Source organism: Bauldia sp., from assembly GCF_965232525.1.
Taxonomy (GTDB): Bacteria; Pseudomonadota; Alphaproteobacteria; order Rhizobiales; family Kaistiaceae; genus Bauldia.
The window spans coordinates 3,268,174-3,285,764 of sequence record NZ_OZ246980.1; the positions used below are offsets into that span (position 1 = coordinate 3,268,174).

Below are 17,591 nucleotides of genomic sequence, written 5' to 3' on the forward strand. Positions count from 1 at the left end.
GGCTTAGCCGAGCCGCGTGCGGGTGGCAAGGCGAAACGTACCGGAACGGGTGCGGCTGAACCGCCTGCCCTCGCCGGCGGTTTTTGGCACTGGATTCGAGGGGCTATGGCAGGTCTTGCCGGCCCTGAAACGGGCGTCGTGGCCGCCCGGACCAACCGACTATCGGTCGTCCGGCTCGATCAGGAAGGTCCTGGTCGATTTCGGCTCGAGCCGGGGCGCCAATTCGGCGTCATCCTTGAGTTGAACGCCCGAGAAACCGAGTCGCCGCGCTTCGCCCATCAGGTAGGCAAGCTTGTCGGCCGCCCGCTCGTAGCTCAGTCCCTCTGCGCGCACGTTGGAGATGCAGTTCCGCGATTCGTCGGTCAGGCCGATGCGGGGCTTCAGCGTCATGTAGATGCCCATGCTGTCGGGCGAGCTCAACCCAGGCCTTTCCCCGATGAGGACGACAACCATACCGGCGCCCAGTCGTTCGCCGATCTCGTCGCCGACCGCGACCCGCGCGCCCTTGACAATGCACGGCGGCGCAATCCGCCATGTCCCCTCGGCAAGAATGGGCATCACCGCGTCGAGGAAATTCACGGCGTGTTTTTCGATCGCCACCGCGGAGAGACCATCGCCAATGACGAAGGCGACATCATAGGGCGTGTCCGGCCGGGAAAGTCGTTCGAGCTTTTCGCGCGACTTCAGGTCGAGACGCCGGCCTTTGTCCGGCCGCTGCAGATAGTCGGACCGGTCGTCGGCGCGGCTGCGGAGCAGAAGCGTCTCGTACCCACGCGATCGCAGCGCCGCCTCCAGCGTCGGAATGTCGAGTTCCTGGTGGATCGCGTGCCGCGCCCGCATGTGCGCCAGTTGAAAGGCGAGATGCGGCCTTGTCGGCAGGCTGGTGCCCGCATGGCCGAGCGCGATCCGGGCCGGCGTGAAGCGACGCAGCTTGGTCCAGGGATCGGCAGTATCGAGAGCCCGTTTCTCTTTGGTCACCGGAGCACCACCTAGCTCAGATGCTCCAGCGCGCGCCGAAACGACTCCGGCAGGCGGTCGGCAAGCCGCACGTCTTCGCCTCCCTCGAAAATACCGGAGTCCGTCAGCCACGCCTCGAACTCCGGCGCCGGCCGCAACCCGAGAACCCGCCGCGCATAGAGCGCGTCATGGAACGACGTGGTCTGGTAGTTGAGCATCACATCATCGGAACCCGGAATGCCCATGATGAAGTTGACGCCGGCGGTCGCCAGCAGCGTCAGCAGCACGTCCATGTCGTTCTGGTCGGCTTCGGCATGGTTGGTGTAGCAGATGTCGCAACCCATCGGCACGCCGAGCAGCTTGCCGCAGAAATGGTCCTCGAGGCCGGCGCGAACGATCTGTCGCCCGTCGAACAGATATTCCGGGCCAATGAAGCCGACCACGGTGTTGACGAGCAACGGCTTGAACGTGCGGGCGACGGCATAGGTGCGGGCCTCCAGTGTCTGCTGGTCGACGCCGTGATGCGCGTCCGCCGAGAGCGCACTCCCCTGACCGGTCTCGAAATACATAACGTTGTCGCCCAGCGTGCCGCGGCCCAGGCTCAGCGCCGCGTCGCGACCTTCCTTCAGGACTTGAAGATCGACCCCGAAGCTTCTGTTGGCTGCCTCGGTGCCGGCGATGGATTGGAACACGAGATCGACCGGCGCCCCCCGGTTGATCGCCTCGATACTGGTGGTGACATGGGTCAGGACGCAGGATTGGGTCGGGATGGCGTAGCGCCGGATGATCTCGTCCAGCATCTCCACCAGGGTGATGACCGTCGCGATGCTGTCGGACGCCGGATTGATGCCAATCACCGCATCGCCGCTGCCATACATCAGGCCGTCGACGATGCTGGCTGCGATGCCGGTCGGATCGTCGGTCGGGTGGTTGGGCTGTAGCCGCGTCGACAAGCGTTTCTTCAGGCCGATGGTGCTGCGGAATCGGGTTACCACGCGGCATTTCTGCGCGATCAGGATCAGGTCCTGGACGCGGCAGATCTTGGAGACGGCAGCCACCATTTCCGGCGTAAGTCCGGGCGCCAGTGCGGCGAGAGTCTCTTCGGTGGCCGCATCCGACAACAGCCAGTCGCGGAAACCGCCAACCGTCAAATGCGAGACCGTCGCAAACGCCTGGCTGTCGTGACCGTCGGCGATCAGGCGCGTGACTTCATCGTCTTCGTAGGGCACGACCCATTCGTCGAGGAACACGGTCAGCGGCACATCGGCGAGCGCCATCTGGGCCGCCATCCGCTCCGCGTCGTCGCGCGCGGCGATCTCCGCCAGATGATCGCCGGATCGCTCCGGGCTCGCCTTGGCGAGCAGGTCCCTTAGCGTGTCGAAGCGATAGGTCGTCCCGTCGATGGAATGGGAAAAACGCATGGCTGCCCGTTCCCCTTCATCGTCGCTCTGCCGGCGCGTCAGGGCGCCTCTTCGCCTGGAGCGGTCGGTACGAGGTGGTGACGACTATAGATCGCGAAGTAGCCCACGAAAACGGCGTAGACGATAGCGACGCCGATGATGACCCGCGGGTCGACCAGAAAGCCGGCGACCACCGCCGCGCATGCCAGCACCAGCGCGACGCCGGAGGTCACCACACCGCCGGGGGTGCGGTAGGTCCGCTCCAGGTTTGGTTCCTTGATCCGTAGGGCGATATGCGCGGCCATCATCATCACGTAAGAGATCGTCGCCCCGAACACCGCCACCAGGATCAACAGGTCGCCTTCCCCGCTCAGCGACAGGACGAAGCCGATGACGCCAGGCACGATCAGCGCGACGTAGGGCGTCTTACGTTCGTTGGTCAGCGACAGGACGCGCGGCAGGTAGCCGGCGCGTGACATGGCGAAGGTGAGCCGCGAATAGCCGAAGATGATCGAGAAGAAGCTGGCGATCAGCCCGGCCAGGCCGACGAAGTTGACGAAACGGCTGATGAGCGTCGGCCCGTCGCCGACATGCGGCGCCTCCAGGGCAGCGACCAGCGGATTGCCGGAGTCCTGCAAGGCGGCCGACCCGGCGCCGCCCGGCCCCAGGGTCAGGATCAGCGCGGCGAACAGGAGGAGCACGATCATGCCGCCGATCAGCCCGCGCGGCAGGTCGCGCTTGGCGTCCCGCGTCTCCTCCGCGGCGAGCGGCACGCCCTCGATGGCGAGGAAGAACCAGATCGCGTAGGGGATCGCCGCCCAGATGCCGATATAGCCGAAGGGCAGGAACGGGCTCGCCCCGGCCGCGTCGGTGACCGCGATGTCGAACAGGTTGTCGACGCTGAAATGGGGCACCATTGCCACGCAGAAGGCAACAAGCGCGACCACGGCGATCGCGGTGATGATGAAGATGAGCCGCAAGGCCTCGCCGGCGCCATAGACGTGGATTGCCAGGAAGAAGGCATAGCAGGCGAGATAGACGGGCCAGCCGTCGATGCCGAACAGCGAACCGAAATAGGCGCCGATGAACACGGCGATCGCCGCCGGCGCGATGGCGTATTCGATCAGGATCGCCACGCCGCAGAGAAAGCCGCCCCACGGCCCGAAGGCCCGTCGGGCGAAGCCATAGCCCCCGCCGGAGGTCGGGACGATGGTCGAAAGCTCCGCGAGCGCGAGACACATGAAGGTGTACATCGTCGCCATCAGCAGCGTGGCGATCAGCAGGCCGCCCCACCCGCCCTGCGCCAGGCCGAAGTTCCACCCGGCGAAATCGCCGGAAATGACGTAGGCGACGCCGAGACCGATCAGCAGGCCCCAGCCGGCCACGCCGCTTTTCAGTTGCCGTTGTTCGAAATAGTCCGACCCGATCGACTGGTTCTTAGCGCCCGACGAACCCGCCCGTTCCATGGCCAATCCTTATTGCCGCGATGTCGAAGGTCGAGCCGGCCTTCTGACAAAATCACACGGCCGGCCAAAGAGCGGGAAGAACGTCCAGCGGTGTAAATGGCGGGAGTGACGGGACTCGAACCCGCGACCTCTGGCGTGACAGGCCAGCGCTCTAACCAACTGAGCTACACCCCCGAAACCCGGCGTCGGGCGCGGCAGGCAATTAGGACGCTCCGGCGAATGGTGTCAAGGACACAACGACACGTCGGTGCGGCTCAGCACCGCAGGCCCGTTTCGATCGGAGACTCGAATGGTGGGCGGTGAGAGGCTCGAACTCCCGACATCCACGGTGTAAACGTGGCGCTCTACCAACTGAGCTAACCGCCCCCGCTTTTCCGCTTCCGGTTTAGGCATCCGATGGTTCGGGTGCAAGACCCACCACCGGTGGAGGTGCCCGTCCTGACTCTACGCGAGGGAAACCCGGCCGCGGGAAAAGGCGGGAACGGTTCGGACCGCCGCCCGCGTTAGCGGTTGACGGCGTCCTTGAGACCCTTGCCGGCCTTGAACTTCGGGGTCTTGGATGCAGCGATCTGGATCGTCTCGCCGGTGCGCGGATTGCGACCGGTGCTCGCCGCGCGATTTGCGACACTGAAGTTGCCGAAACCGATGATCTTCACTTCCTGGCCCGATTTCAGTGCCCCGGTTATGGCGTCGAACGTCGCATCCACGGCCTGGCCAGCGCCGGCCTTGGACATCCCCGTGCGTTCCGCCACAGACGCGATGAGATCATTCTTGTTCATGTCACATCCCTTTCACTGATTTGAGCCGAGAGCGAATCGCCTCCTCGACTACACGGCGGACCCTCACGCTAAAACCCGGCCCATGCAAGTCAAAAACCGCAGATTTCCGCGATTTTGATTGGATTCACAATGTCGGGCTGAAATCGGCGTCCGCTGCACCGCGAACGCCGATTTCCGTTGAGTTTCAGAGGCTTAGTGAGCCGTCAGGGCCGCAGCCGCCTCGTCTTCGGAGACCGCCGGGGTCGCCGGCTGTTTCGTCTCGTCCCACTCGATCGGCTCCGGTTTGCGAACGAGAGCGTGCGTCAGCACGTCTTCCATCCGCGCCACGGGGATGATCTCAAGCCCGTTTTTCACATTCTCGGGGATATCCGCCAGGTCCTTGGCGTTGTCCTCGGGAATGAGCACGGTCTTGATGCCGCCGCGCATGGCCGCGAGCAGCTTCTCCTTCAATCCGCCGATCGGCAGCACCCGTCCGCGCAGCGTGATCTCGCCGGTCATGGCGACATCCTTGCGGACCGGTATCCCGGTCATGATCGACACGATCGAGGCCACCATCGCCACACCCGCTGACGGTCCGTCCTTCGGCGTCGCGCCTTCCGGCACGTGGACGTGGATGTCCTTCTTGTCGAACAAGGGCGGCTCGATGCCGAAGTCGATCGCCCGCGAACGGACATAGGACGCCGCCGCCGAAATCGACTCCTTCATCACGTCGCGCAGGTTGCCGGTGACCGTCATCTTGCCCTTGCCGGGCATCATGACGCCTTCGACCGTGAGCAACTCGCCGCCGACCTCGGTCCAGGCCAGGCCGGTGACCACACCGACCAGATCCTCGTGCTCCGCCTCGCCATAGCGGTAGCGGGGCACGCCCAGGAAGTCGTCGATGTTCTTCGGCGTGATCTTGATCGACTTCTTCTTCGACAGGATCAGCTCCTTGACGCTCTTGCGCGCCAGGGTCGCCAGCTCACGCTCCAGGTTCCGCACGCCCGCCTCGCGGGTGTAGCGCCGGATCACCGTTTTCAGGGCGTCGTCCGTCAACGAGAATTCCTTCTCGCTGAGCGCGTGCTCCTTGAGGATCTTCGGGATCAGATGCCTGTGGGCGATCTCGATCTTCTCATCCTCGGTGTAGCCGGCGATCCGGATGATCTCCATCCGGTCCATCAGAGCCGGCGGAATGTTGAGCGTGTTCGCCGTGGTGATGAACATCACGTTCGACAGATCGTAGTCGACCTCGAGATAGTGGTCGGCGAACGTGCCGTTCTGTTCGGGGTCAAGCACCTCGAGCAGGGCCGACGACGGATCGCCGCGGAAGTCCATGCCGATCTTGTCGATCTCGTCGAGCAGGAACAGTGGATTGGTCTTCTTCGCCTTCCGCATCGACTGGATCACCTTACCGGGCATCGAGCCGATATAGGTTCGCCGATGGCCACGGATTTCGGCCTCGTCGCGCACGCCGCCGAGCGACATACGGACGAACTCGCGGCCGGTCGCCCGGGCGATCGATTTGCCGAGCGAGGTCTTGCCGACGCCGGGCGGTCCGACCAGGCACAGAATCGGCCCGCGCAGCTTGTTCGCGCGGCTTTGGACGGCGAGGTATTCGACGATCCGGTCTTTGACCTTCTCCAGGCCGTAGTGATCGGTGTCGAGCACTTCCTGAGCGAAGTTCAGATCGTTCTTGATCCGGGACTTCTTGCCCCAAGGAATGCCGAGCAGCCAGTCGAGATAGTTGCGCACGACCGTCGCCTCGGCGGACATCGGTGACATCTGCCGGAGCTTCTTCAGCTCGTTCTGAGCCTTCTCGCGCGCTTCCTTCGAAAGCCGCGTCTTGGCGATCTTTTCTTCCAGCTCCTGGAGCTCGTCGCGTCCGTCCTCGGAATCGCCCAGCTCCTTCTGGATCGCCTTCATCTGTTCGTTGAGATAGTACTCGCGCTGGGTCTTCTCCATCTGCCGCTTGACGCGCGAACGGATGCGCTTCTCGACCTGAAGGACCGAGATTTCGCTCTCCATCAGCCCGAGCACGCGCTCCAGCCGCTCGACCACGGTTGGCAGCGCCAGGAGTTCCTGTTTCTCGGGAATCTTGATCGCGAGATGGGACGCAACGGTGTCGGCCGCCTTCGAGTAGTCGTCAAGCTGGTTCACGGCCCCGACGACTTCCGGCGAGACCTTCTTGTTCAGCTTCACGTAGTTCTCGAACTCGGCGATGACCGAGCGCGCGAGCGCCTCGACCTCGACCTCGTCGCCAATCTCGTCTTCGATCTTTTTGGCATGCGCCTCGTAGAAGGCGTCGTTGTCGGTGTAGCGGAGGATTTCCGCACGGCCGACGCCTTCGACCAGAACCTTCACGGTCCCGTCGGGCAGCTTCAGCAGTTGCAGGACCGACGCCAGCGTACCGACGTTGTAGATCGTCTCCGGCGACGGCTCGTCCTCGCTGGGGTTCTGCTGCGTCGCGAGCAGGATCTGCTTGTCGGCGCGCATGACCTCTTCGAGGGCATGGATCGACTTCTCGCGCCCTACAAAGAGCGGCACGATCATGTGGGGGAACACGACGATGTCCCGTAACGGCAGAACCGGGAAGGCGTCACCGTCGGTTGGAACGCCAATGGGGCCAGATTGTTCGGCCATAGTGCTGTCCTTTCCACGCCGGGCCCTTCGGTAGGCACCCGGTGTTTTTCATGTGTTCAGGCAGGGAGGAATGCGCGAAAACGCGGTGGGAGGTGAATCAGTTACGCGCGTGCCTGACGAGCCAATAGGTGGCGTCGCCCCCACGGGGTGTCAAGGCGACTATGAAGTCGACCACAGAGCTGTGATCAGGCCGGAATGGTCGACCGAATCGGCCTAAGCCGAGGAGCCGACCTCGTCCTGGCGATCCGCGTAGATATAGAGCGGTCGCGACTTCCCTTCGACCACATCCGCGGAAATCACCACTTCCTGCACCCCGTTCAGGCTGGGCAGGTCGTACATGGTCTCCAGCAGGATCGATTCCATGATCGACCGCAGGCCCCGCGCGCCGGTCTTGCGCTCGATCGCCTTGTTGGCGATGGCGCTGAGGGCGTCGGGATGAATGGCGAGCTCCACGTTCTCCATGTCGAACAACCGCTGATACTGCTTGACCAGCGCGTTCTTCGGTTCCGCGAGAATCTTCACCAGCGCCTCGTTGTCGAGGTCTTCCAGCGTCGCCAGAACCGGCAACCGGCCGACGAACTCCGGGATCAGGCCGAACTTCAACAGGTCTTCCGGCTCGACGTTGCGGAACAACTCGCCGGTCTTACGATCTTCCGGCGCCTCGACATTGGCGGAGAAGCCGATCGAGGTGTTGCGGCCGCGATCGGAGATGATCTTCTCCAGGCCGGCGAAGGCGCCGCCACAGATGAACAGGATATTGGTGGTATCGACCTGCAGGAACTCCTGCTGCGGATGCTTGCGCCCGCCCTGCGGTGGCACGCTGGCGACCGTGCCTTCCATGATCTTGAGCAGCGCCTGCTGGACCCCCTCCCCGCTCACGTCGCGGGTGATCGACGGGTTGTCCGACTTGCGGCTGATCTTGTCGACCTCGTCGATGTAGACGATGCCGCGCTGAGCGCGCTCGACATTGTAGTCGGCAGCCTGCAACAGCTTGAGAATGATGTTCTCGACATCCTCGCCGACATAGCCCGCCTCGGTCAGCGTGGTCGCGTCGGCCATGGTGAACGGCACGTCGAGAATCCGCGCGAGCGTCTGGGCCAGCAGCGTTTTGCCGCAGCCGGTCGGCCCGATCAGCAGGATGTTCGACTTTGCCAGTTCGACGTCGTTGTTCTTGGCGGCGTGATTGAGGCGCTTGTAGTGATTGTGGACCGCGACCGACAGCACCCGCTTGGCGTGGTGCTGGCCGATAACGTAGTCGTCGAGCACCGTGCAGATCTCGGTCGGCGTCGGCACGCCGTCGCGGGACTTCACCAGCGAGGATTTGTTCTCCTCGCGAATGATGTCCATGCACAGCTCGACACACTCGTCGCAGATGAAGACCGTCGGCCCTGCGATCAGCTTCCGCACCTCGTGCTGGCTCTTGCCGCAGAAGGAGCAATAGAGGGTGTTCTTGTTCTCGCCGCCGTTGCCTTTAGTCGTCGTCATCTGTCTTCCTCGTGGCCGGCCACAGAAGGCCACACGCCATATCCTGCGATTCGCTCAGTCCGCCCCGTTGACCGACTCTTACCTTAGGAGGCGCAACGGTTGGAACAACCTGCATCGTCGCAATTCGACCATGCTAGGTCGGATTTGTTCAAGAGTCACTTAACGTCCCGACCCGCCATCACGCAATAGCGGCTTGTCACGATTTGCTCAGCCCTGGTTGGCCGATTCCACCCCGTCAAGCGCTTCGCGCGTGGTCAAGACGTCGTCGATCAGCCCGAATTCCTTGGATTCGTGCGCCGTCAGGAAGTAGTCCCGATCGAGCGTGGTCTCGATCGTCTCGTAGTCGCGTCCGGTGTGCTTGACGTAGATTTCGTTCAGCCGACGCTTCATCTTGAGAATGTCTTCGGCGTGACGCTCGATATCCGAGGCCTGACCCTGAAAACCGCCCGACGGCTGGTGCAGCAGGATCCGGGCATTGGGGAGCGCAAACCGCATCCCGGCCTGACCCGCTGTCAGGAGCAGCGATCCCATCGACGCGGCCAGCCCGACGCAGAAGGTCGAGACCGCCGGCTTGATGAACTGCATGGTGTCGTAGATCGCCAGCCCGGACGTCACCACCCCGCCGGGTGAGTTGATGTACATGGCGATCTCTTTCTTGGGATTGTCCGCCTCCATGTAGAGGAGTTGCGCCGTGATCAGGGTCGCCATGTGGTCCTCGACCGGCCCGGTCACGAAGATGACGCGTTCCTTCAGCAGGCGCGAAAATATGTCGTAGGCGCGCTCGCCGCGGTTGGTCTGCTCGACCACCATCGGGACGAGGTTCATGTAGGTATCGATGGGGTCTTTCATCGTTGTCGTCCGAGCTGATTTTGTGAGGATTCTGCGGGAAATCGGAACGCAAACCCGCCCATGGGATGACGGCGAATCGGCGTGACAGGGCAATAGATATGGTATCGTTCGCCGGTTCGGAAGGGGGGCGCCCGCCTCACGGGGAGGCTGTCGGTGACTGCGCTGCTGTCGCCGGCATAACGGCAAGCGCCATCCCGCGCCGTCAAACCACCAGGAAATCGTCGTTCGACAGGGTCGGCGCGTTCTTCAGGACGGCGAACTGGATCGGATCGACGCCGGCACCGGCACCATCGCCGTCATAGGACAGCGCACCGGTATCCGGATCGTAGACGATCCGGTCGTTGCCGTCGGCGGCCGTCGGACCGATCGCCAGGTATTTGCCCTTCAACCCGCCCTTACCGCCGATGCCGGCGAAATCGGCCTTATCCAGCGCGATCGTCTCGCCGGTTTGGAACTTGGTGATCTTGGCGAACCCGGTGTCCGGCGGGCTGTCGAAGACATAGGTGTCCTTGCCGTCGCCGCCATTTAGCACGTTATCGCCGCGGCCTCCGTTCAGGCTGTCACCGCCGCGCCCGCCTTTCAGGGTATCGTCGCCGCCATTGCCGCGCAGGTCGTCGGCGCCGCGTCCACCCTTGAGGATGTCGTTGCCGCCGTTGCCGAGAACCTTGTCGTCGCCCTTCCCGACGTCGACCTCATCGTCGAATTTGGACAGAAAGACCTTGTCGTCCCCGCGGGTGAGGACCTTGATCGCCTTCTCCGGATCGTTGTCGAGATAAATCCTCAGCGCCTTCGCGACAGAGAGCTTCTCTTCGCTGAAGACGTAGGCCTTCTTGCCGTTCAGGTCGATCCGGACCTTGGTGATCGTCCCGTCATAGGGATAGCCGCTGAAGTATTTGATGCCCTTGCCGATGAAGTGGAAGTCGACGACCGTCTTCTTGCCCTGGGTCACCGTGAATCCGGACGACGACCGATCGTGGATATCCGCCGGTCCACTGTCGACCGCCGACCCGAGCTCCTCCAGGAAGGTCGGCTCGATGGGTTTGTTGGCGACGATTTTGACCATGACGTTTCCCCCCGGCTTCGGCGATCGACCGGTGCCTGAAGAAAACGTCTGAATGGTGTCATGCTCGCTGGCGTGCATGTCGGGCGAAAGCGAACTAGGCTGATCGGCGGACCCAGGCGGGTCCGATAACCCGCCCTCGCGACCCGTCTCGCGCGTCTCTCACACCGGCGTGAGGCGCGATTGGAACGGGCTGACAAACGTTTGCGTTGCATGACATCGGAGGCCACGCCAGATCGTCCCCCAAGCGTTATCGAAGCTCGCGTCCCCCACGCGGGCCTGAACCCGGGGATTGATCATGACCCACGCCCTGATTTCGGAACCGGCGACCGGTGCGGCAGACGTCAGCGCCTCCTCCCCCGCTGACGGCGCCGCGCCGTCGCCGGCGTCGCGCCAACCCGTTGGAAGGAGCTCGACCATGGAACCGTCCGACACGCCCGCCGCCCCACGGGAAGACACCGCGCCGTCCGCGAAGAGCCGCTTCGCCCGCATCGGCATCGTCATCGGCGTCCTGGCGGCGGCGCTGGTGGCGTTCTTCGTCCTCGGCCTCGACGCCTTCCTCACCATCGAGGCGCTAGCCGAGAACCGCGCCTGGCTACTTGAACAGGTCGGCGACCAGCGCTGGCTGGTGGCGCTGATCTTCGTCGCCATCTACGCCGCGGCCGTCGCGGTCTCGGTTCCGGGCGCCGCGATCTTAACCATCGCCGGCGGTTTCCTGTTCGGCGTCGTTCAGGGCACCATCTTCGCGGTTGTCGGCGCGACCCTCGGCGCCATTGGTCTGTTCCTGTTCGTTCGGATCGGCCTTGGCGACTCCTTAAGGTCACGCGCCGGTTCCGGCATCGACAAGCTCCGCCAGGGCTTCCAGGAAAACGCCCTCGGCTACCTCCTGTTCCTGCGCCTGCTTCCGATCGTACCGTTCTGGCTGGTCAACCTCGCCGCCGCGCTGCTGCGGGTACCGCTGCGCACCTTCGCCATCGCCACCGCGGTCGGCATCATCCCCGGCAGCCTCGTCTACACCAGCTTCGGCAACGGCATCGGCGCGTTGATCGAGGCCGGCCAGGACGTCAACCTTGAGTCCATCCTGACCGCCGAGATCGTCCTGCCGCTCGTCGGGCTTGCGCTGCTCGCCCTGGCGCCGATCGTCTACAAGAAGATCCGCGGCCAGCGCGCCAAGGGTGCGGCATGACGCGCCACGTCAAAGCCGACATCTGCATCATCGGTGCGGGCTCGGGCGGCCTTTCCGTCGCCGCCGGCGCCGCCCAGCTCGGCGCCAAGACGGTGCTGTTCGAGCGGGCCGAAATGGGTGGCGACTGCCTCAACGTCGGCTGCGTTCCGTCCAAGTCGCTGATCGCCTCAGCGCGCGCCGCCTACGGTGTCGAGACGGCCAACGGCTACGGCGCCGACGCCGAACTCAAAGACGTCGACTATCGCAGCGCCATGACCCGGGTCACCGAAGTGATCGAGTCGATTGCACCCCACGACTCCCAGGCCCGGTTCGAGGGACTGGGCGTGGAGGTGATCCGCAGCGAGGCCCGGTTCACCGGTCCCAACGAAGTCACCGCCGACGATGTCGTCGTCACCGCGCGGGCCTTCGTCATTGCCACCGGATCGAAGCCGGCGGTGCCGCCGATCACCGGCCTCGACGCGGTGCCTTACTTCACCAACGAGACCCTGTTCGCGAACCGCGAGAAGCCGGAGCACCTGATCGTCCTCGGAGGTGGTGCGATTGGCATCGAAATGGCTCAGACCCATCGCCGGCTCGGCTCCGAGGTCACCCTGGTCGAGATGGCGACGATCCTGCCTCGGGAAGACCCCGAACTGGTCGCCCCGTTGCGCGAGAAACTGAAGGGCGAAGGGATCGAAATCATCGAGGGCGCCCGGGTCGATCGTGTCGCCGAGGTCGAGAACGGCATCGAGGCGACGATCACCGGCGACAATCCAACGACGATCACCGCGTCTCATCTGCTCGTCGCCGCGGGCCGCACGCCGCAGACCGCCAATCTCGATTTGGACAAGGCCGGCATCGCGGCAACCCCGAAAGGGATCACCGTCGATGCGCGTCTCAGGACCACCAACAAGCGGGTCTACGCCATCGGCGATGTCGCCGGCGGACCACAGTTCACCCACGCGGCCGGTTACCACGCCGGGATCATCATCCGGAACGCATTGTTCAGGATGCCCGCCAAGGTCGACTACCGAGCGCTTCCCTGGGTCACTTTCTCGGACCCGGAACTTGCACGGATCGGTCTCACCGAGGCGGAAGCCCGAGAGAAACACGGCGATACCGTCAAGGCGCTGCGTGTCCCATTCGCCGATATCGACCGCGCCCGCACCGACGGTAAGACCGACGGACTGATCAAGGTGGTCGTCACCGGCAAGGGCGAGATTCTCGGCGCTTCGATCCTTGGCGATCACGCCGGCGAGCACATCCATCTGTGGACACTCGCCATGAGCCAGAAGCTCGGCTTGAAGGCGATTGCATCAATGATCGCGCCCTACCCGACCATGGGCGAGATCAGCAAGCGTGCGGCGGGATCGTTCTATGCGGAGAAGCTATTCAGCGCCTGGCCACGCCGTATCGTGAAGTTCCTCGGTCGGTTCGGCTAGTGGAGCGAATTTGACATTTGAGTCCCGTTTGCGGCCAGGCTCTTGCTCAAATGTCAAATTCAAAAGCTCCACTAGAATCAAATATTTACTGGTGGTTCTTATGACTCCGACATTTGCTCAAGCGTGTACTGCAAGAGGATGGCAAATGTCGGAGTCGGACCACTAGAATGACGAGAGGGAGGACGATGAGAAGGAAGCGGATTCTGCAGCGGGTTCTCGCCTGCGCGGTGGTGGCGCTGGCGTTTCCGAACACCGCTGTTGCGGACTGGAACGATACGCTCGCTGAGGCACGCGACACGAAGGTGTTCTGGAATGCCTGGGGCGGCGACGAACGCACCAACAATTTCATCGCCTGGGTCGGATCGGAAGTCGCTGATCGCTACGGCATCACCTTGCGTCATGTGAAGCTCGCCGATACCGGCGAAGCGGTGGCCCGGGTCCTCGCCGAAAAGACGGCGGGCGAAAACACCGGCGGCTCGGTGGACCTGATCTGGATCAACGGCCCCAACTTTCTGTCGATGAAGGAGCAGGGCCTGCTCTACGGCCCCTTCGCCGAAGACCTCCCCAACTACCGCTTCGTCGACACCGTCAACAAGCCATCCAACGTCGTTGACTTCACCGTCCCGGTCGACGGCATGGAGTCGCCGTGGCGCTTGGCACAGATCGTCTTCGTGCACGACAGCGCCCGCGTCATGGATGTGCCGCGATCGATCCCCGAGTTCCTGACCTGGGCGGAAGCCAATCCCGGCCGGTTCGCGCATCCGGAGGTCCGTGACTTCCTCGGCGTGACCTTCCTCAAACAGGCGCTCTACGAGCTGGCACCCGACCCGGCGGTCCTGCAGGCACCTGCGACCGACGAGAATTTCCACGAGGTCACTGCGCCGCTGTGGGCGTGGTACGACGCCCTCCGTCCCAATCTCTGGCGCGGCGGTGAGCAGTTCCCGGCGAGCGGTCCGGCCGCGCGGCAACTCCTCAACGACAGTGAGATCGACATGACGCTGTCCTTCGATCCCGCCGAGGCCGCCGCGGCCGTTGAGTCCGGGCTTCTCCCGGACAGCGTCCGCACCTTCACCTTGGACAACGGTACCATCGGCAACACCAGCTTCGTCGCGATCCCCTTCAATTCGGCGAACACCGCCGGCGCTATGGTCGTCGCCGATTTCCTGCTGGCGCCGGAGACCCAGGCCCGTGCCCAGGATATCCGCCACCTTGGCAGCTTCACGGTGCTTGACCTTGATAAACTCAGCGCCGAACAACGCCAGGCGTTCGAGGACCTGCCGACCAGCCCGGCCTTGCCGACCAACGCCGACCTCGAAAAAGTTCTACTCGAACCGCACCCGTCGTGGATGACCCGAACCGCTGACGAATGGCTACGCCGGTACACGAACTAGCAGTCGAAACCGGAGCATTCGGTCGGGGGCGACGTGCGCGGATCGGATCGCGCTGGATTCCTTTCACCATTCTCGCGGTCTTCCTGATCCCGATCGGCGCCGGGCTCGTCGGCACGCTGCTGCCGGCGTTCGGCTATCTGCCCGCGGCCGGCGGCCAGACCGTGTCCCTGTCGCCCTGGCAGGCGCTCGCCGGCCACCCCGGCTTCTGGACCGCGCTCGGGCTATCGGTCTTCACTGGGGTCGTCGCCACTGTTCTCGCCTTGGCACTGGCTGCGGGTTACTGCGCCACCGCCCATGGCCGCGTCGGCTACCGTCGCGCCGAGGCGATGCTCGCGCCGTTGTTGGCATCGCCCCATGCGGCGATGGCGATCGGCCTGGCTTTCGTGCTGGCCCCAAGTGGCTGGATCGCCCGCGCGATCTCGCCGTGGCTCACCGGCTGGGACGTCCCGCCCGACGTCGCCACCGTCGGCGATCCGCTCGGCATCACCCTGATCGTCGCGTTGCTGGTCAAGGAGATTCCGTTCCTGCTCCTGATGATCCTCGCCGCGCTCTATCAGATCCCGGTCGACGATCATCTCAAGGCGGCCCGCGCTCTTGGCTACACCCGCGCCGTCGCGTGGATGAAGATCATCATGCCGCAGGTCTACGCCCAGATCCGTCTGCCGATCTACGCGGTCCTCGCTTTCTCCATGTCGGTCGTCGACATGGCCCTGATCCTCGGTCCCAACAATCCGCCACCGCTCAGCGTCCTCGCCCTCAGATGGTTCAACGCGCCCGACGTCGCGATGACGATGCCGGCGGCGGCGGCCGCCTTGACCCAGTTCCTCGCCGTTGCTGCCGCGATCGCCGCGTGGCGCCTTGTCGAACTGGTTGCGGCAAAGGTCGGTCGCTGGTGGATTGGCCGAGGCGGCCGTGGCGTCCGCGGCGAGCCAGGCTTTGTCATCGCCACAGTCTCCGTGCTCGCTCTGCTCGGCCTTGGCGGTCTGGCGCTGATGGCCATGGCCGTCTGGTCGTTCGCGTTCACTTGGCGCTACCCGAGCGCCCTTCCGGATTCCTGGACCCTGTCGACCTGGACCAATCAGCTCGCCGGGCTCCAATGGCCAGCGACAACCACTCTCGCCGTTGGCATTCTCGCTACGCTGGCTGCCCTTGTCCTGGTGATCGCCTGGCTTGAATGCGAGGACCGGACCGGCGCGCGTTTGCCGAAGCGGGCGATGTGGCTGATCTACATCCCGCTGCTGATTCCCCAGATTTCGTTTTTGCTTGGCGGACAAGTCCTGCTGGTTCGGCTCGGCGCCGACGGCACCTTGCTTGCAGTCGTCTGGGCCCACCTCCTGTTCGTCCTGCCCTACATGTTTCTGTCCCTCGCCGACCCTTGGCATGCGCTCGATCCGCGCTATGCTCGCTCGGCGCTGGCGCTCGGCGCGTCACCGAACCGGACCCTGTTCATCGTCAAGCTGCCGATGCTGCTCCGCCCGATTCTGGTGGCCTGCGCGATTGGGTTCAGCGTCAGCGTTGCTCAGTATCTGCCGACCCTGTTCGCCGGGGCCGGCCGTGTCGCCACGCTGACTACGGAGGCGGTGACCCTTTCCTCCGGTGCCGATCGCCGCATCGTCGGCGTCTACACCTTCGTCCAGTCGCTGCTGCCGCTGATGGTCTATGGATTGGCCTTCGCCGTTCCGACCCTCCTCTACCGTCACCGTCGCGGCCTCTTCAGCCCGGAGCGCTAGATGGCCCTGCGTCTCAACAACGTCAGTGTCCGTATCGCCAACCACGTCCTGATCCCGCCGCTCGACCTCGCCGTGAACCCGGGCGAGATCGTCACCATCATGGGGCCGAGCGGTTCCGGCAAATCAACCCTGCTCGCCTATATCGGCGGCACGATGGGACGCCCGTTCGAAGGTTCCGGTCACGTCTTCTGCGGCCGCCATGAGATCACCGGGCTGCCTCCGGAGCGGCGACGGATCGGCATGCTGTTCCAGGACGACCTGCTCTTTCCCCATCTGTCGGTCGGCGGCAACATCGCCTTCGGCGTTCCGGCGAACATTCAGGGCCAGAAGCGGAAACAGCGTATCGACGATGCGCTGGCCGATTCCGGCCTCGCGGGTTTCGCCGACCGCGATCCGGGCAGCCTCTCCGGCGGCCAGCGCGCCCGCGTCGCGCTGCTACGCACGCTGCTGTCGGAACCGGAGGCGCTGCTTCTCGACGAACCGTTCGGCAAACTCGACACGACCTTGCGCGAAGGCTTTCGCCGATTCGTCTTCAGTCGAGCGCGAGCAAGGGAGCTGCCGGTGCTGCTCGTCACGCACGACTGCTCGGATGCCGAGGCTGCCGGCGGTCCGATCCTCGAGATCAATCAGACGGAGACAGGCACCGTTATCGAAACTGCCGCGCCCATAGCAGGTGTCCCAGAATCGACACCCAGCTGATTGCCGCGAAGATGTAGGTCATGATCGCGAAGTAGTCGGGAAAGAGGCAGATCAGGATCAGATAGATCGTTGTCTCGACGCCCTCGGCCAGCGCGGCATTGTAGAAGAAGCTCTTGCGGCTCGGTGGCTCGCGCTGGATGTCCCGTTTCGCCGCGATGTTGGCGGCGGCGAGGAACGAACCGCCGGTGCCGAGAAACGTGTAGATGAGGATCGCCGCGGGAAGCGCCTCCTCCGGGCGTCCGATCGCGAACCCCAGCACGAACCCGGAATAGATCAGCAGGTCGGCGATGATGTCGACGAAACCGCCGAAGTCGGTGACGCTCGTCGCGCGCGCCACCGCTCCGTCGAACAGGTCGGCAAGGCGGTTGGCGATCAGCAGTACCAGCGCCAGCCCGTAGGCCTCGAAGGCCATCGCTACGCAACCGGCAACCCCAACGGCGAAGCCGGCGATGGTCACGCCGAGCGCGGTGACCCCGCGGTTCGCCAGCCAGTGGCCGATGGCGTCGACCGGCGTTTTGAACCGACGACGAAGCAGATCGTCGATCATCG

At 64.2% G+C, this 17,591-nt stretch carries 14 protein-coding genes and 2 tRNA genes; 5 read left to right on the forward strand and 11 right to left on the reverse strand.

Annotated features, from left to right (window positions below; genetic code table 11):
* Positions 1-159: 159 nt before the first annotated feature.
* The 10 genes from eutC to ACO076_RS15510 all read right to left on the reverse strand — a co-directional run bounded on the left by eutC (position 160) and on the right by ACO076_RS15510 (position 10,618).
* On the reverse strand, positions 160-978 hold the full coding sequence (eutC, locus tag ACO076_RS15465) for an ethanolamine ammonia-lyase subunit EutC (protein ID WP_421723733.1): 819 nt from the start codon (positions 976-978) through the stop codon (positions 160-162).
* An 11-nt stretch (positions 979-989) separates the two neighbouring features.
* The gene (locus ACO076_RS15470) at positions 990-2,378 is read right to left on the reverse strand and encodes an ethanolamine ammonia-lyase subunit EutB (RefSeq protein ID WP_421723734.1); all 1,389 of its coding nucleotides are present in this window, start codon (positions 2,376-2,378) and stop codon (positions 990-992) included.
* Positions 2,379-2,416: 38 nt separating this feature from the next.
* Positions 2,417-3,823, reverse strand: coding sequence for an ethanolamine permease (eat, locus tag ACO076_RS15475; protein ID WP_421723735.1), 1,407 nt, complete (start codon positions 3,821-3,823; stop codon positions 2,417-2,419).
* 97 nt (positions 3,824-3,920) lie between these two features.
* Positions 3,921-3,997: transfer RNA gene (locus ACO076_RS15480), tRNA-Asp, on the reverse strand.
* A gap of 116 nt (positions 3,998-4,113) precedes the next feature.
* Positions 4,114-4,189 (reverse strand) — tRNA-Val (locus tag ACO076_RS15485).
* A 137-nt stretch (positions 4,190-4,326) separates the two neighbouring features.
* Positions 4,327-4,602: an HU family DNA-binding protein gene (locus tag ACO076_RS15490; RefSeq protein WP_421723736.1), complete on the reverse strand. Its 276-nt coding sequence runs from the start codon at positions 4,600-4,602 to the stop codon at positions 4,327-4,329.
* A 192-nt stretch (positions 4,603-4,794) separates the two neighbouring features.
* Positions 4,795-7,221, reverse strand: coding sequence for an endopeptidase La (gene lon, locus ACO076_RS15495; RefSeq protein ID WP_421723737.1), 2,427 nt, complete (start codon positions 7,219-7,221; stop codon positions 4,795-4,797).
* Between the two features lie 213 nt (positions 7,222-7,434).
* Positions 7,435-8,706, reverse strand: coding sequence for an ATP-dependent Clp protease ATP-binding subunit ClpX (gene clpX, locus ACO076_RS15500; RefSeq protein WP_421723738.1), 1,272 nt, complete (start codon positions 8,704-8,706; stop codon positions 7,435-7,437).
* Between the two features lie 207 nt (positions 8,707-8,913).
* Positions 8,914-9,555 (reverse strand): ATP-dependent Clp protease proteolytic subunit, encoded by a 642-nt coding sequence (locus ACO076_RS15505; protein WP_421723739.1) that lies wholly within the window; start codon positions 9,553-9,555, stop codon positions 8,914-8,916.
* Between the two features lie 202 nt (positions 9,556-9,757).
* Positions 9,758-10,618, reverse strand: a complete 861-nt coding sequence (locus ACO076_RS15510; RefSeq protein WP_421723740.1) for a calcium-binding protein — start codon at positions 10,616-10,618, stop codon at positions 9,758-9,760.
* 415 nt (positions 10,619-11,033) lie between these two features.
* Between ACO076_RS15510 and ACO076_RS15515 the strand changes: the two genes are divergently transcribed.
* The 5 genes from ACO076_RS15515 to ACO076_RS15535 all read left to right on the forward strand — a co-directional run bounded on the left by ACO076_RS15515 (position 11,034) and on the right by ACO076_RS15535 (position 17,042).
* Positions 11,034-11,801, forward strand: a complete 768-nt coding sequence (locus ACO076_RS15515) for a TVP38/TMEM64 family protein (protein WP_421723741.1) — start codon at positions 11,034-11,036, stop codon at positions 11,799-11,801.
* Positions 11,798-13,222, forward strand: a complete 1,425-nt coding sequence (locus ACO076_RS15520; protein ID WP_421723742.1) for a dihydrolipoyl dehydrogenase family protein — start codon at positions 11,798-11,800, stop codon at positions 13,220-13,222. The genes ACO076_RS15515 and ACO076_RS15520 overlap by 4 nt, the downstream gene beginning before the upstream one ends.
* Positions 13,223-13,407: 185 nt before the next feature.
* The gene (locus tag ACO076_RS15525) at positions 13,408-14,613 is read left to right on the forward strand and encodes an ABC transporter substrate-binding protein (protein WP_421723743.1); all 1,206 of its coding nucleotides are present in this window, start codon (positions 13,408-13,410) and stop codon (positions 14,611-14,613) included.
* Positions 14,589-16,343: an ABC transporter permease gene (locus ACO076_RS15530; protein ID WP_421723744.1), complete on the forward strand. Its 1,755-nt coding sequence runs from the start codon at positions 14,589-14,591 to the stop codon at positions 16,341-16,343. Before ACO076_RS15525 ends, ACO076_RS15530 begins: the two co-directional genes overlap by 25 nt.
* Entirely contained in the window at positions 16,344-17,042 is a 699-nt protein-coding gene (locus ACO076_RS15535; RefSeq protein ID WP_421723745.1) for an ATP-binding cassette domain-containing protein, read from the forward strand. It abuts the gene before it with no gap.
* Here the strand turns inward: ACO076_RS15535 and ACO076_RS15540 are convergent.
* Positions 16,990-17,589, reverse strand: a complete 600-nt coding sequence (locus tag ACO076_RS15540; RefSeq protein WP_421723746.1) for a CDP-alcohol phosphatidyltransferase family protein — start codon at positions 17,587-17,589, stop codon at positions 16,990-16,992. The genes ACO076_RS15535 and ACO076_RS15540 overlap by 53 nt on opposite strands.
* Positions 17,590-17,591: the final 2 nt, after the last annotated feature.

What these genes read in the sequence shown, in the direction of transcription:
- lon (WP_421723737.1), bottom strand. Translation starts at nt 7,221, where the DNA reads ATGGCCGAACAATCTGGCCCCATTGGCGTTCCAACCGACGGTGACGCC.
- ACO076_RS15510 (WP_421723740.1), bottom strand. Translation starts at nt 10,618, where the DNA reads ATGGTCAAAATCGTCGCCAACAAACCCATCGAGCCGACCTTCCTGGAG.
- eat (WP_421723735.1), bottom strand. Translation starts at nt 3,823, where the DNA reads ATGGAACGGGCGGGTTCGTCGGGCGCTAAGAACCAGTCGATCGGGTCG.
- ACO076_RS15515 (WP_421723741.1), top strand. Translation starts at nt 11,034, where the DNA reads ATGGAACCGTCCGACACGCCCGCCGCCCCACGGGAAGACACCGCGCCG.
- clpX (WP_421723738.1), bottom strand. Translation starts at nt 8,706, where the DNA reads ATGACGACGACTAAAGGCAACGGCGGCGAGAACAAGAACACCCTCTAT.
- ACO076_RS15525 (WP_421723743.1), top strand. Translation starts at nt 13,408, where the DNA reads ATGAGAAGGAAGCGGATTCTGCAGCGGGTTCTCGCCTGCGCGGTGGTG.
- ACO076_RS15535 (WP_421723745.1), top strand. Translation starts at nt 16,344, where the DNA reads ATGGCCCTGCGTCTCAACAACGTCAGTGTCCGTATCGCCAACCACGTC.
- ACO076_RS15490 (WP_421723736.1), bottom strand. Translation starts at nt 4,602, where the DNA reads ATGAACAAGAATGATCTCATCGCGTCTGTGGCGGAACGCACGGGGATG.
- ACO076_RS15530 (WP_421723744.1), top strand. Translation starts at nt 14,589, where the DNA reads ATGGCTACGCCGGTACACGAACTAGCAGTCGAAACCGGAGCATTCGGT.
- ACO076_RS15520 (WP_421723742.1), top strand. Translation starts at nt 11,798, where the DNA reads ATGACGCGCCACGTCAAAGCCGACATCTGCATCATCGGTGCGGGCTCG.
- ACO076_RS15505 (WP_421723739.1), bottom strand. Translation starts at nt 9,555, where the DNA reads ATGAAAGACCCCATCGATACCTACATGAACCTCGTCCCGATGGTGGTC.
- ACO076_RS15540 (WP_421723746.1), bottom strand. Translation starts at nt 17,589, where the DNA reads ATGATCGACGATCTGCTTCGTCGTCGGTTCAAAACGCCGGTCGACGCC.
- ACO076_RS15470 (WP_421723734.1), bottom strand. Translation starts at nt 2,378, where the DNA reads ATGCGTTTTTCCCATTCCATCGACGGGACGACCTATCGCTTCGACACG.